Annotated in this window: 12 protein-coding genes and 1 pseudogene; 2 read left to right on the forward strand and 11 right to left on the reverse strand. The window is 37.2% G+C overall.

The genetic code is table 11. The annotated features are described in order from the left end of the window. Positions 1–76: 76 nt before the first annotated feature. Entirely contained in the window at positions 77–421 is a 345-nt protein-coding gene (locus EL17_RS08635) for a hypothetical protein (RefSeq protein ID WP_035072685.1), read from the reverse strand. Between the two features lie 181 nt (positions 422–602). On the opposite strand from EL17_RS08635, the gene EL17_RS08640 reads away from it, so the two are divergent. Further along, positions 603–1,085 (forward strand): hypothetical protein, encoded by a 483-nt coding sequence (locus EL17_RS08640; protein ID WP_035072686.1) that lies wholly within the window; start codon positions 603–605, stop codon positions 1,083–1,085. A 17-nt stretch (positions 1,086–1,102) separates the two neighbouring features. Here EL17_RS08640 and EL17_RS08645 read toward each other — a convergent pair whose 3' ends face one another. The 10 genes and pseudogenes from EL17_RS08645 to EL17_RS08690 all read right to left on the reverse strand — a co-directional run bounded on the left by EL17_RS08645 (position 1,103) and on the right by EL17_RS08690 (position 13,446). Then, positions 1,103–1,567 (reverse strand): DinB family protein, encoded by a 465-nt coding sequence (locus EL17_RS08645; RefSeq protein WP_035072687.1) that lies wholly within the window; start codon positions 1,565–1,567, stop codon positions 1,103–1,105. Between the two features lie 394 nt (positions 1,568–1,961). Continuing rightward, a complete protein-coding gene (locus tag EL17_RS08650; protein WP_084166157.1) occupies positions 1,962–3,896 on the reverse strand; it encodes a sialate O-acetylesterase in 1,935 nt (644 codons plus the stop codon). A 131-nt stretch (positions 3,897–4,027) separates the two neighbouring features. Continuing rightward, positions 4,028–5,269 (reverse strand): annotated as a pseudogene (locus EL17_RS08655) (alkaline phosphatase family protein). Positions 5,270–5,349: 80 nt separating this feature from the next. After that, complete coding sequence (locus tag EL17_RS08660) at positions 5,350–6,558, reverse strand: tetratricopeptide repeat protein (RefSeq protein WP_035072689.1); 1,209 nt, start codon at positions 6,556–6,558, stop codon at positions 5,350–5,352. 8 nt (positions 6,559–6,566) lie between these two features. Next, positions 6,567–9,143 (reverse strand): DNA gyrase subunit A, encoded by a 2,577-nt coding sequence (gyrA, locus tag EL17_RS08665; protein WP_035072691.1) that lies wholly within the window; start codon positions 9,141–9,143, stop codon positions 6,567–6,569. A 97-nt stretch (positions 9,144–9,240) separates the two neighbouring features. Next, positions 9,241–10,227, reverse strand: a complete 987-nt coding sequence (locus EL17_RS08670; RefSeq protein WP_051719892.1) for a hypothetical protein — start codon at positions 10,225–10,227, stop codon at positions 9,241–9,243. Between the two features lie 102 nt (positions 10,228–10,329). Further along, positions 10,330–10,848, reverse strand: coding sequence for a hypothetical protein (locus EL17_RS08675; protein WP_035072693.1), 519 nt, complete (start codon positions 10,846–10,848; stop codon positions 10,330–10,332). A gap of 140 nt (positions 10,849–10,988) precedes the next feature. Next, positions 10,989–11,642: a ribulose-phosphate 3-epimerase gene (gene rpe, locus EL17_RS08680; RefSeq protein ID WP_035072695.1), complete on the reverse strand. Its 654-nt coding sequence runs from the start codon at positions 11,640–11,642 to the stop codon at positions 10,989–10,991. 153 nt (positions 11,643–11,795) lie between these two features. After that, entirely contained in the window at positions 11,796–13,223 is a 1,428-nt protein-coding gene (locus tag EL17_RS08685) for a S8 family peptidase (protein WP_051719893.1), read from the reverse strand. Beyond that, a complete protein-coding gene (locus tag EL17_RS08690; protein ID WP_164675012.1) occupies positions 13,210–13,446 on the reverse strand; it encodes a hypothetical protein in 237 nt (78 codons plus the stop codon). The genes EL17_RS08685 and EL17_RS08690 overlap by 14 nt, the downstream gene beginning before the upstream one ends. A 480-nt stretch (positions 13,447–13,926) precedes the next feature. Here EL17_RS08690 and EL17_RS08695 point away from each other — a divergent pair, with 480 nt between their 5' ends. Beyond that, positions 13,927–14,553, forward strand: a complete 627-nt coding sequence (locus EL17_RS08695) for a beta/alpha barrel domain-containing protein (protein ID WP_035072699.1) — start codon at positions 13,927–13,929, stop codon at positions 14,551–14,553. The last annotated feature ends 62 nt before the right edge of the window (positions 14,554–14,615 follow it).

Below are 14,615 nucleotides of genomic sequence, written 5' to 3' on the forward strand. Positions count from 1 at the left end.
AAAGAAGAGCAATCAAAACACAAATACTAAATATATCTAAGCCTTATTATATCTTTAAGAATGAGAGGAAGCCTATTTAAATTTCATCTTGGCCTCTTTCAGGCCAATAAGGGCCTGTTAAAATCACCTTGTTATTTTCAATTAAGTAATCTATTTTCATTTGATCCTTTCGCTGATCATTGATATTAAGGCAAGCATTATAATGAATGAGATCAAATATAACCTTAACTTTCCCTTTACCCGGTATTGAAATTTTCACTTCATCAGATGTCACATTCTCCACTACGGCCCCTTCATTTTTAAAATAATAAGATAAAAATATACCCATTTCTCGTGAATGCTCCTTTATCAAATTACGGATAATATGTTCATCAGCCACAGCTGACTTAGAGTCAATAATGAATTTCCAGCTTTCTTGCATAACATGATATTAAACAACTTTAGGATAACTTAAATTCATGGGGCAATAAATATAACTAGAATACGGGCGTCAATACTATAACAATGGAAAATGTGGGCAGTATTCCTATAAAGAAATCAAATTAACTTGACAACAAAGCCTATAATACTTTAAATTTAATTTTTTAAAACATATTTTATAGATGAAAATAGCTAGTCTGGCAGAGATTAAAAAGAATTTAAAAGAATTAAGTGAAAAAGAACTGATAGAGCTGATAACCCTTTTGGCAAAAGCTAACGTGGATAACAAAAAGTTTTTATTCTTTCAACTATATGGACGTGAAAACCCCAATCTGTATTCAGAAATGGTAGAAGAAGAGCTGGAACTTGAGTTTCAAAAAGCCAATGCTTATAACTATCATTCAGCTAAAAAGGCCTCCCAGAAGATTCGAAGGATCATGAATAAACTTCTAAAGTATAATAAGGATAAAGCAACCCAACTCGAAGTCATCGCATTTTTCTGCGAAAAAATGGTGGAAAACGGATACCTACGCCATCGTCATCAGGTAATTGAAAATCTATTCAGAGTTCAGGTGGGAAAAATAGAAAAATTACAAATGGCTTTACATGAAGATCTTCAGTATGACTATCAGGAAAGGATAGATGTATTAAAAAAATACATTTGAAATCAAGCTATGACTTATCACACTTCATCTAATATCCTGCTGAGAAGCATCAGTTGTCCGGTGTGATAGGCATTATGCTCTATAACCAAAAGTGCTTCTCTAAATAAATTCTGGCCCTCTCCGTGATTGAATGGTGTAAGAAGATTTTCATTGTGGGAACTTAAAAGCGTATTAAATCTCTTCCTGTCTTTAAAAAAATCATTTTTAGTATTTTCCCAATCTTCCACTGAAAGTGGTGTGGTAGTATCCGGCCAATATTCATCTGGCCATTTTAATGTTTTGTAATCAGTACCTTCAGAAAAATCCAAAATATCTTTTTGAGCAATCCGCATATGTTCCAATATTTGCCAAAAAGAGTAGGGAAGCCCTCCGTATTTTATCCCTATTTTATGATAATCAATTTTTTTGAGAATTTCTTCTAATTCAATATAGGCATTACCTCCCAATATATGCTTGATAAGCAATTCTGCATAAGATATCATATTAATATCAAGATTAGTTTTAATTGTGGTCAATCACCTTTATACAACTGGATAATTTTTATAAAGTTCTTCTAAATCGTAAATAAATTTGCATCTTCCCACTAGGAATTCTTCCTTCGGACCATGTTTATATTTATTCAGAGCATTCAGTAAAACTGATACCAGGCGTGATTAAGATGCATTTAAATTTCTATAGATTCTCGAAAAACTATTGTGTCAATACTGCCTTATATTTTCATATGAAAGTATGAGACAAATTTCAAAACCTTAAAATAATAACCATCATTTAAATGTTATATAATTTATATTATGTTAAATAGAAAAAAGTGCTCTTTTGTTTCCAGTTTTTAAGGATTGATATTTGATATCGATATGCACTCATTATGCTCATCCTCTATTCCTCTATAAAGGCCTCAAATGGTGATGCCGGTAAACCTTCCTTGTTATATAGGTTTGCACCCTCTGGATTATCAGCCCAGGCGTATCTAACGCGATTTGGGCTGGAGACATTTTCGCTCCATACGATTATTTGATCACCAGAAATCCGGGCATTTGCCCAAACAAAATTTCCATCTTCACCTGCAACTGCAAAATGTTTCAAATCTTTATGTCCTAAGGCTAATAAACCACTGCCAATATCTGAAAATGCTAATATGAGCTGATTCCCTTTACGCCTTACAGATTCCACTTTCGGACCTGATGCTATTAGATCCAATTCATAATAGACCATTTTCCTAGCCTGTAGGGCAAGACGCTCACCTATTACCTTCTTATCCAAAGGATGAATATCATTCCATTCTCCAGCATCTATAGCCACTACCAACCCTGTATTGGGTAAATTTGAAATATTCAATTGAGCCTGTCTTATTGCTGCCCAGTTGCTTTCCTCAGGATTTTCCTTAGCTTCCATAAAATTGGCAAGTTGTACAATGAAGAAGGGAACCTCCTCCTGTTGCCATTTCTCGCGCCAATCTATGATTAAAGTTTGCATCAGATCCTCATACTCATTTGGATTATCTGTATTGGACTCTCCTTGATACCAAAGCACTCCCTTCACCTGATAACCCAACAATGGGGCTATCATAGCATTATATAACCCACCGGGCTTCCAGCGGACCGTTATCTGACTGGCCAAGGGTTCCATACTTCCACCCAAACGATATTTCCAGATACCACTCAGATCTATTGAATCCCCTTCTATAACTAAATTATACGGTTTATCTGATACAAATCCGCCTTTTCCTGATTGGTTGATGATCCGCACGGCTATTACATTGTTTCCCTCTTTTAATATACCTGTCGGTACGGCATATTTACGCGGTGGATACTGATAACCGGTGGTACCTATAAATTCACCATTCAAAAATACAGAATCTGCATCTATTATCCTTCCCAGCACCACTTGCCCTTTTTTACCTGCCTTATCCGCAGGGATATTAATTTCTTTCCTAAACCAAACGGCTCCGTTAACCAGGCCCAGGTCATTGTCCGCCCAATATCCCGGTACATCCATCTGATCCCAGTCTTCGTCATCCAAATCCGCTTTGCTCCAGTCATTTCTTATACCTGCATCTTTCCAGTCTAATCCTTCATACCACTCTTTTGTTATCCTTTTGTTATCTGATTCTATCTGTTTAATGAGATTTGGATTTTTAAATTCCTTAAGGGAAGCATAATGTTCTGGGAAGTTATTTAAAGCCTCCTCACTTAACCAAGCTTCCGCAGGAGACCCCCCCAGTGCGGCATTTATAAAACCGATCGGAACCTTATATTCTTGATAGAGCTCCTGTGCAAAAAAGTATCCGATAGCTGAAAATTTATAAATATTATTTTTATCGGCTTTTATCCAACTTCCAATTTTGTAATCAGTATTGGGTCCAGTGAAACTATAAGTATCCGGAACTTCAAACTGTCGGATAAAACTGTTATTTGCAGAGGAAATTACTTCAGGATATTTGTCCTTTACTCTATCCATAGTAAGTTCCATATTGGATTGTCCGCTGCCTATCCATACATCACCCAAAAGAATATCATTAATGATCATTAGATTAACACCTTCTATCCTCATCTCATATGGCCCGCCGGCAGGATGAGGCGGCAATGAGATGGACCACTTGCCATCTATAGCTGTTTCGGTACGATACACTTGATCAATAAAATGTAAAGTCACTTTTTCTCCGGGGGAAGCCCAACCCCATATATTAAGGTCAACATCTCTTTGCAGTACCATTCCATCACTGATGAGTTTTGGCAGGAATACCTGACCAAAACTTATGGTTTGCGTAAAAAGTGCAAATACAACTATAAACAGGATTTTTAATTTATGCATACTTTAATAGTCAATTGTAATTTACAACAGATAAGAAATGATTTTAGATTAAATTTTCATTACAATTCAGAATTCTTTCCTATAGTTTTGGATATAGAATATCATACTGTTAAAATATCATATTGCTAATCTTAATGAGTAAACAGTTCTTTTACCCGCTCCAGATCCCCATCTATGTTTTCAGGGATAGGTAAATCCAAAATATGGCAAATAAGAGGATATATATCTATATTATAGACAGCTCCAATCTTTATATTGTTTTTAACTGCTGGTCCTTTTGCATAAAATATACCATGCATGTCTTGATGTGATGGATGGTACCCATGCTCTCCAAATACCTCGGTCTTGAACAATGCAGCCCTTTTTTGATAATTTAATATTCCTCCTGTATTCACCAGGTAGTATCCTATTTCAGGCAAAATTAAAAGTTCACCCAAACGTCCCCTATAGGTTTCTATATTTAAATACCCTGTTTGGTCTTCTATATCCACCACTTTAAAGTGTTTTTCTTTCTGCCTTAGGGCTTCCAAAATAGTTTTCTTCTGCTTTACATCATTTATATGGACATGGGCCAAAGCTCCATTATTGATTGGTTTAATTGGTAATCCATGTACTACAGAATCCAAGTTTATCAGGTTCTTTGGTAGCACATTAGTCATACCGTGGTCCGAAACTAAGATTATATTGATATCCAGGTCAAAACTGTTAATACCCTGAAACAATGCTCCTTATTGGGCATCCAATGTTTTTAACCGGGTAGATATTTTGCTGTCATTGTCTGGTCCATATGCATGGCCTACATCATCCATATCGGAAAAGTATAGAGTAATCAATCTAGGTCTTTCTTCCTCCGGAAGTTCCAACCATTCAAAAACTTTACCAATCCGAGTTAAATTACTGACCTTTGCATCATAACTGTAAAAATAAGTTGGCTGCACACCCTGCACTGGTGCTTCTGTACCTACAAAGAAATAGCTGGCAGTGCGTATGCCATGTTGCTCAGCCAAAACCCATATAGGCAATCCACCATACCATGCAGGATTCTCTACGGCTTTTCTGTCTCCTATACTATAAATTTCATCGAGTTCAGGTGCATAAAAAGCATTATCCACTAAGCCGTGATTTTCAGGTTTCATACCCGTAGCTATACTGTAGTGATTAGGAAAAGTTTTAGTCGGATAAGAAGGAATAAGAGAGGAAGCCTCTACCCCTTGATCTATTATACGCTGAATATTTTTAGGCTGAAACCTCTCGGTATAATCATATCGGTATCCATCCAGAGAAATCAAGATTACGTACTGCTCATTTTTCTGAGCTAAAAGGATGATGGTATTAAAAAAAAATAATAGGAATGGGTATTTCCATTTACTCATGGCACATTATTTAAGCATGCAATTTGGCAAAAGGATATGAAAAAATAAAGGCCACTGGTAACAGTGGCCTTAAATTTATATTAACCTTCCATCCAATCAGGTCCTAGCAGGGCCTGCAGACGCTGGTTGTACTCTTCCGCTTTATCTTTATTATCCAATCGTGTGTGGATCTGAAAAAGAATTTCTAAAATTTCGGTATTTTCTGGTTTTAATTCAGAAGCCTTGGTAAAATAAGGGACTGAATTTTTATACAAATCATCTGCTTCTTTTAATAAGCCCTCAGATTTTTTTTCCCACTCATCATCAGCTAAATTATTTACTTCGGTAATTATTCCTCTTGCTCTATCTAAGTATATAGCACCGGTATAATAGTTTCCTTCGAAAAATTCAGGATCTGTTTCAACAGTCTTCTTATATTCTTCCAAAGCCCCTTCTAAATCACCTGATTGCTCTTTAAGGTAACCATATCTTAATCTGATGGCGTTATCATTTGGATCTTCTTCCAGCGCTTTCTCTATAGAAGCCAACGCTTCGTCCATTTTTTCCAATTGTAGCAATAACTGTATTTCAAATTCCTGTAGGCCTTTATCCTCCGGATAAACCGCTCTTGCTTCATTTACCAATCTGTAAGCTTCGTCTTGATCCTGATCAGTACCACTGGCAATCTGAATTAGGAAATAATAAGCATTTAATTTATTATATTCTTCATCTTCTATTAATTGCGTAAAATACTTCTTAGCAGCTTCATGATTTTCAATCATATTGGCGGTATAACCTGCATTAAACACTATAGAAGTATCTGCAGGATCAATATCTGCTGCCAATGCGAAAAAGGCATGGGCTAAATCCATATCGTCATCTTCATACCTTTCTATAGCTTTATCCATAGAAGAAGCCTTTAATCTCATTAAACCTTCGCCTTGAAGATTTTCCGGCATGCCTGGAAGCACATCTTTGTAAATTTCTTTACCAATTTTACTGTTTCTGTCATTACCATCCAGTTGCATGGCTCTTTCAAATGCAGCATATGCCTCCCTACCGGTAGCGACCGTTGAATTATCGTTGCTCTCATCAGAGCTGAACATCATCGTTTTGATTTTCCCCTTAACCATATGCGTATTAGGGTCCTCACCTGTTTCAGCATCTTCTAAAGCGGCATCTATATCAGTCAATGCCTCTTGATAATCTCCTTTTTTTAAGCTACGTTCTGCGGATCTTACCACCTTCTTTTGACCAAATGCTACTGTGGTCAGGGCAACCAAGGTAAATGATAAAATTAATTTTCTCATCGTTCTATTTATTCTAAATTATTAGGTTTATCTATTTGATTTTCATCTGTTGAACCATCTTCAAGGTTGTCATTAACTTCCTCTGTAGATATACTTGCTTGATCCGCTGGAAGTGTTTCTTCCAATATTTCTTCTATATCTATTTTTTCTATTTTCTCTATGGAAGATATTTCATCAGTTTCACTTAACTTAATAAGCCTGACGCCTTGTGTGGCTCTACCCATAACACGAAGATCAGCTACAGGAGTTCGGATTGTAATTCCAGATTTGTTAATAATCATTAAATCATCAGAATCTACTACCTCTTTAATGGCTACAAGACTACCAGTCTTTTCAGTTACATTCATGGCCTTCACCCCTTTGCCTCCTCTATTGGTTATGCGGTAGGCATCAAGTGCAGATCTTTTGCCGTATCCTTTCTCAGAAACAACCAATAGGGTCGCGTCTTCGCGTAAAGCACAAACCATGCCAACCACATAATCATTCTCATCCGCCAGTTTCATCGCTTTTACACCTGTAGCGGTTCGTCCCATAGGTCTTACAGTAGATTCATGAAAATGAATGGCTCTACCAGATTTAGCTGCTATTATAATATGTGTATCCCCATTGGTCATCTCCACATTGATCAGCTGATCATCCTCCCTTATATTAAGGGCAATGATACCATTGGTTCTCGGACGGGAGTACTGCTCAAGGGTAGTTTTTTTGATTATCCCCTGCTTGGTCACCATCACCAGGAAATTATTATTAATATAGTCCTCATTCCCCAGATCTGCTACCTGAATGATCGATCTAATTTTATCATCACTTTCAATATTGATAAGATTCTGTATCGGTCTTCCTTTGGAAGTCTTTCCGCCTTCCGGAATGGCATAAGTCTTTAACCAGAAAAGTTTTCCCTTATCAGTAAAGATCAACAGATAATTATGAGTTGAGGCTGTGAAGAGGTATTCGGTAAAATCATCCTGCTTAGTAGAAACCCCTCTAGCTCCCACCCCTCCTCTGGATTGGGTTCTATATTCGGTAAGTACGGTTCTTTTAATATACCCTTGATGAGAAACGGTAATGATTACCTCCTCATTAGGAATCATATCTTCATAACTAAAGTCTTCAGCATCATGCTCAATGGTCGTTCTTCTGTCATCAGCATAGCGGGACTTCATTTCTTGCAGTTCATCTTTGATGATCTGCATTCTTTTATCTTCATTGGCCAAAATTTCTTTTAGCTCTTCGATAAGTTTCATGAGTTCATCATATTCATTCTGGATCTTTTCACGCTCCATACCGGTAAGCCGCTGAAGTCTCATATCCAAAATGGCCCTAGCCTGAAGTTCACTTAACTCGAATCTCTCCATCAACCCGGTACGGGCTGTTTCGGGATCTTTAGAGCTTCTAATCAGTGTGATCACCTCATCCAGGTGATCGAGCGCTATAAGATATCCCTGTAGGATATGGGCTCTTTTTTCCGCTTCTCTCAGTTCATATTCTGTCCTGCGGACTACCACTTCATGTCTATGGTTGACATAGTGTATGATGAGGTCTTTCAGATTCAGTGTATGAGGTCTTCCTTTGACCAGTGCCACATTATTGACACTGAATGAAGTTTGAAGCCCGGTATATTTATAAAGATTGTTTAATACTACATTTGAAATGGCATCTTTTTTCAGTTCATACACAATGCGCATCCCCTGACGGTCTGATTCATCTCTGATGGCGGAGATTCCTTCTAGTTTCTTTTCGTTGATAAGCTGGGCGGTTTTTTCTACCATACCTGCTTTATTGACCATATATGGGATCTCAGTGATGACGATCATCTCGCGGCCCGAATCCTTCGTTTCTACAGAAGCTTTACCTCTCATTACTACACGGCCTCTACCTGTTTCAAAGGCATTTTTGACGCCGTTATAACCATAGATAATACCACCTGTAGGAAAATCTGGCGCTATGATATGCTCCATCAGTTCTGCTATGGTTATATCCCGGTTATCTATATAAGCTATGATACCATCTACTACTTCTCCCAGATTATGGGGAGCCATATTAGTAGCCATACCTACAGCTATACCGGAAGCACCATTTAGTAGAAGGTTAGGGATTTTGGCCGGTAATACGGAAGGCTCTTTTAAAGAGTCATCAAAGTTAAGCTGGAAATCTACCGTTTCCTTATTGATATCTACTAATAGCTCTTCCGCTATCCGCTTCAATCTGGCTTCGGTATAACGCATCGCAGCCGGTGAATCACCATCTACAGACCCAAAGTTACCCTGAGGGTCTACCAATGGATATCTCAGGGACCAGTGCTGGGCCATTCGAACCATGGTTTCATATACAGCGGAGTCACCATGCGGGTGATATTTACCAAGTACTTCCCCTACTATTCTGGCTGATTTTTTATATGGTTTGTTATGTGCTACTCCTAGTTCCTGCATACCGTAAAGGATGCGGCGGTGAACTGGTTTTAATCCATCTCGGACATCTGGCAATGCTCGGGAAACAATAACGGACATCGAATAATCGATGTATGCCCCACGCATTTCCTCTTCAATGTTAATCGGTATAATGTTCTCGTTTTCTCCTTGAGCCATAATTATAATTTCTCAATATAAGGTTGCAAGATAAGAAAAAGAATAGGCTTTTAAAACAGTAAATAAATAGGATTTAACCTATTTTATGACAATAATGTCACCATTGACCTACCTTACGGTTCTGCATGTTCCAGATCGAACTTCCCCTATATTCCACCCCGTCATGTATGTGTCTCATTTTCACACCGCATCCTGCTACTTTGCATCTTTTATTACCTGGCATTCTTATGGAGAAGCCGGCATTTAATGTAAACAGGTGCTGGTTCATGACCTGCAATTCTGGGAGATCAGGGCGGTCATATCCAAAAGTTCTCCTTTCAAAATTAGGTTTTAAATAAACCTTCGCATATTCGGACAGCTCTCTTTCTATTTTTAAACCTATTCCATAAAATGGCTCATCGGAGGTAAGATGAAAATCAAAAGAATTCCTGATCAAGATTTTACCTGCTTCACCTTCCAAAATAAACCGCCAAGGGTAATTTTGCCTAAGCCTTAGCTTTTTTTCTGCCTGCATATAGGTATTGTTCCCTGAATAGTTTCTATACTGCCAATTGAGCACTTTAGCCCGCCTTCTGGCATCATACAGGATCAGTCCAAATGAACCATAAAGTTTGTCAAAAGTGTAAGCTCCCCCTTCAAATGCAAAAGAATAATCCTGAAAATCTGCAGGACCTATTCTTCCAAACTCACGCCCATACCCTCCCCCTATCGTAGCAAAGCCAAATAGATCTATGGTCACACCCGCATTGATAGGTACAGCAAAATCACTTCCCTTGAAGGACGTGGCTCCCTCGGGCTCAAATGGCAAACCTGCACCATCTGCTGACAGATATGATATAGGATAACTACTTACATTATTACTTAAGAAATCCATTTGATAGGTGTGATAGGACATGCCTGCAGAAACATTAAAACTGATGCTGCTAAGCACATTACGCGTAAAATTGCCTATTGCACTGGAGCTTTTTGGATTTCTAGCTTTGGTATCTATTCCGAATATATCGCCTTGGGCCAAACTGGTGTGGGATATCCCTATCAGGATAATACAAAATAGGACTGTTTGGGAAATGTAAATATTTTTCATCGTAAGGGTATAACGAGATCTAAAGTCTCTTATTGGCGATAAATATAAAACAAAAAAGCCTTCCAATTATTTGGAAGGCTTTTTAAAATGATAATAATTCAATTATCTGCCAACGCCATCGGCTAATTCATTATCATTCTCTCTTTGGTCTTTCAATTCAGCTATTTTACTGTCCACTCTTTCTTTTACAGCTGGATCTTCCTTCATAGCTTTATTGATTTTGTTATAAGTGGAAGCTCCCAAGAAATCTTTGTCCATAATAAGATCTGTTTTCAGAGTTCTTACTTCATCGGCTAAAGATTCTGTAAAATCCAATATTTCCTGGTATGCTGCCTGCTCTTCAGCAGTGATATTAGCGGCTTCCATTTTCTCTTCGTTTCCCCAAGCAGCTTTTATTTCATTGTATCTGCCTGCTCCATCGATAGCTTCATTGTTTTTGATCATATCTACAAGCTCAGCATTTTTTGATTCGTAAAATGACATAACAGAGTCTTCCATCATAGCAAATTTTTCCAACTCTTCTTCTGTAATCTCATCAGAAGGGGCTGCAGTTTCCTGTGCAATAGCATTAAGGTTTAATAGACCGGCCATCATAATGGCTAAGACAAATAATCGCTTCATATTTTATAATTTAGTTTAGATTTAAGGTTTCAAAATTCAATTAAACAGATTCTTGGCAGTATAACAAGAAATTGTACAAAAAATGAGCCATTTTAAATGTTAAAACCCCTTAAAAAACATTTAAACCATTATTATTATGATTATTTTAATACTTTTAAATCTGCTATAACCTGCTTAGGATCTGCTGCTGAAAAGACAAAATTACCTGCTACCAACACATCTGCACCTGCATCTTTAAGCATTTGGGCATTATTAGCATTTACCCCGCCGTCTATTTCTATTTTTGTATTTGCACCAGTCTCGGATATCATTTTTTTCAAATCCTTAATTTTAGTATAGGTATGTTCTATAAATTTTTGCCCCCCAAATCCGGGATTCACAGACATGATGCATACCATATCAATATCTTGTATCACATTCCTGATAGTTTCTATAGAAGTATGTGGATTAATAGCTACACCAGCCTGGCACCCCAAGTCTTTTATCGCCTGTAAAGTACGGTGCAGGTGGTTACATGCTTCCACATGTACTGATATGATAGCAGCTCCTGCGTTTTTGAAGGCCTCTAAATATTGGTCAGGATTTATGATCATCAAATGTACATCCAGCGGTTTAAGCGCATGCCGTTTTATAGCCTCTGTTACAGGGAGGCCAAAAGATATATTGGGGACAAAAACACCATCCATAATGTCTACATGAATATAGTCCGCATCGGATTTATTCAACATTTCTACTTCCTGCTGGAGGTTGGCAAAGTCTGCTGCCAATACTGAGGGCGCTATTAATATACTCATGGTCTGTTTGGTGAATAAATTTAAGTTATGTAAAAAAACGCAGTCTTTAAAATAAAATATGGATTAAGACATTAAAATGATTTTAGAGACATAGGGCAAATATAACTATGAAAAGCCGATAAAATACAAGATGCTCATGTGCAGAATATATGGCTATTTTATTGTTTCCTCGGGATCCAAAATATAATCATCCGTATGGTGGTCATTGGTATCTGATGACAATCCATGATAGGCACTGGAAAAATTGGGGATGCCGTACCCGAAATCATTATCGGGTGTTTCTGCCTGACTTGCGGTATTGAGAATTAGGTTCAATAATTCTTTCCGGGTAAGGGCTGGTTTAGACTGCCATAGGCCAGCAGCCATGGCCGCTACCTGAGGCGCCGAAAAAGATGTTCCGCTAGCTGTCCCTACTCCACTGGGCGTGCGCCATAAAGATACGCTACTTCCCAAAGTAGTAACCTCTGGCTTAATGCGGCCATCAGCTGTAGGCCCTACGGAACTAAAACTAGATTTCCTCATACTATTGGTAATGGCTCCCACAGATAATATACCTTCCGCGTCCGATGGCGCAGTAATAGTTCTCCAATTTCCGGAGCCTTCATTTCCAGCACTCGTTACCACCAAAATACCCTTTTCTGCTGCCATAGCAGCTCCTTTGGTAATGATAGCTGTTTTACCATCTAGTGCATCTTTTGAATAATTCATCTGTGGATCATTAAACACATTATAGCCTAATGAGCTGTTGATTATATCCACTCCTAAACTATCCGCAAATTCAGCTGCTCTCACCCAATTGTATTCTTCTACCCGGTATTCAGATCTGACATCTTCTGTAATACAAAGTATAAAATCAGCATCATAGGCACCAGCCACCAGTGAGGCCATCTCATTAGATCCTATTAATGATAGTGCACCTGTACCGTGTGTATCCGAACGAAAAACAGTACCAGAATGTGGCAAAACAAAATCTCTTGTAGCTATAATTTTCTCATTATCAAATAAATGCTTAATCGCAGGAATTTTATCTGCATATAAGAAGCCGCCATCAAATATGGCTATACTGATTCCATCTCCGGTATAGCCTTCTTTATGCATAGCTGGAATGCCCAAAAGCTCATTTTGAAACTCATACGCACTCACTGATTTTTTTAAAAAGTTAAATCTGAATGGGAATGGTTTGGATTCTTTTTTGGCTGAATGACTCGAATCATAAAAACCTCTTGCCACCAGTTCTATTTTTTCAACAAATGGAAACTGACCTATTTCCTCTATCTGGGCTTCTGTGGCTATCACTACCGAAGAATTTAACCATTTACTCTGATACTGGACCTGCTCCACATATTCCATTATTTTGTTGGAATATTTTTCCGAAACTGGTAGGTCAGTACTATCTATGGGGCTGTTTTCTTTAATCCTCCTATCGACGGTTTTTTGACTTAAAAATTTGCCAGGATCATCTAATGAATAGGTATTTTGAGGTTTATATTTATATTGGATAGCATATCTATCCTGGCCCATGGTAAGATGAGCCAGACTCATGCACATCATCAAAACCGCAGTAAATTTAATTTTTTTCATATTTAAGCAACTTTACATGCTCTAAACGGGCTGATTCAATCCTTTGTTCCCCAAAGCAGTTATTCATCATGCAATAGGTGATTTTTTCATGGAAGGTTTCTATTAAACCTATATCCTTAGCAAATATCTCATATTTTATTTCTTCACCTAGCATTGGTTCATCTGTTTTTACATAAATTACCGCAAATACATTCCTGTACATTCTTCGGGAAATTGAATACACATTTAATTGTATTATTAAGTACAGTGATATTCCCAATCTTTACTATGATATGATTTCTTTTTTTATACCCAATACACTTCTAATCCAGTTTCGTTTTTGATTGAAGAAACGATGGTATCAGAAATATATATGAGGTATTTTCAAATGTGTCAATAAAAAAATAATTACTCTCCAATAACATAGATTTTCATGTCAGGCCCTGCCGCATTGCCTGGAAATCTACACCCATTTCGAAAGGCACGTCATCTGTTAGCTGACAGAAGTAAAACTATAAAAGCCAGAAATAAGTAAATTAATATCCCTTCTTCTAACCATAATTTAATTAAAAAATTCTGTTCAAGCTATATACCAATTTGAAAACATTCATTCCCATTTAAATTATAATATCCAACTGCATTTCAATAAATTGAAATTCTACATGGCAAAAAATCTAATTCTGGTTATCTTTGATATTGATTCACTAAATATAAGATAAAGGAAATGGCTTTAAAAACATTCGTCAAGATCAGCAATGTCAACAATTTAAGCGATGCCAGATATTGTGCTGGAATGTATGTAAATATTATGGGATTCAGCTTGGAAGAGCAAAACGAAAATCATGTAACACCCCAAAAATTTAAAGAAATCACGGATTGGATTTCAGGGGTAGAATTTGTCGCTGAATTTCAAAGTACGCATCCCGAAAGAATTTTAACCACCTTGAAAGACTATGAAGGTTTTACTTTTATTCAAATAGAAGAAGAGTCTCATATTCAATTACTTATGAATACTTCTTATAGTTTGATCTGGAAGACCAAGCTTAATAATATAGTTGATTTTGATTATTATATCGGCATAGCCAAATCCCTAAAAGAAGGAGGTGTTACGTTATTGATAGATTCTGACGAATTAACGTTAGATCTGAATGTTATAAAAAAAATTGATCAAGTATCACGTTTCTGTGATGTTCTGGTAGGGTTTGATATTGATCAGGAAAGTGTCCAACGACTACTAAATGAAAGCCTAGTCAAAGGCATATCCCTTAAAGGTGGGAATGAAATCAAACCAGGTTTTAAAGATTTTGATGGACTTGCTGATATTTTGGAATTATTGGAAGTGGAAGATTAAATAGCCTACCGCATCAGGCTATATTTATCTGCGGAAATTATGACTTTCCCATTTGCTTTATA

The organism is Anditalea andensis (genome assembly GCF_000714815.1).
GTDB lineage: Bacteria > Bacteroidota > Bacteroidia > Cytophagales > Cyclobacteriaceae > Anditalea > Anditalea andensis.